A 214-nucleotide genomic window follows, 5' to 3' on the forward strand; every position below is an offset into this window, starting at 1 on the left:
AAAAAAAAAAAAAAAATCACACAACACCACACAAAATAAAAAAAAAAAAAAAAAAAAAAAAAAAAACAAAAAAAATAAAAAAAAAACCAAAACCCAAAACAATACCCCAAAAAAAAAAAAACCATACAACCCAAATCCCCAAAACATGAAAAAAAAAATTTTCCAAAAACAAAAAAAAAAGAAAAACCTACAGTAAGGAAAAAATTTTAAAATA

General features: G+C 19.2%; 1 protein-coding gene. It reads left to right on the forward strand.

Features of this window, described 5'->3' with window-relative positions:
* The coding region (locus tag ACR6JA_RS22325) for a hypothetical protein (RefSeq protein WP_494599592.1) at positions 1–196 on the forward strand (196 nt) is incomplete at its 5' end.
* Between the last annotated feature and the right edge of the window lie 18 nt (positions 197–214).

The sequence above is a fragment of the Cedecea sp. B1(4) genome, assembly GCF_059414925.1.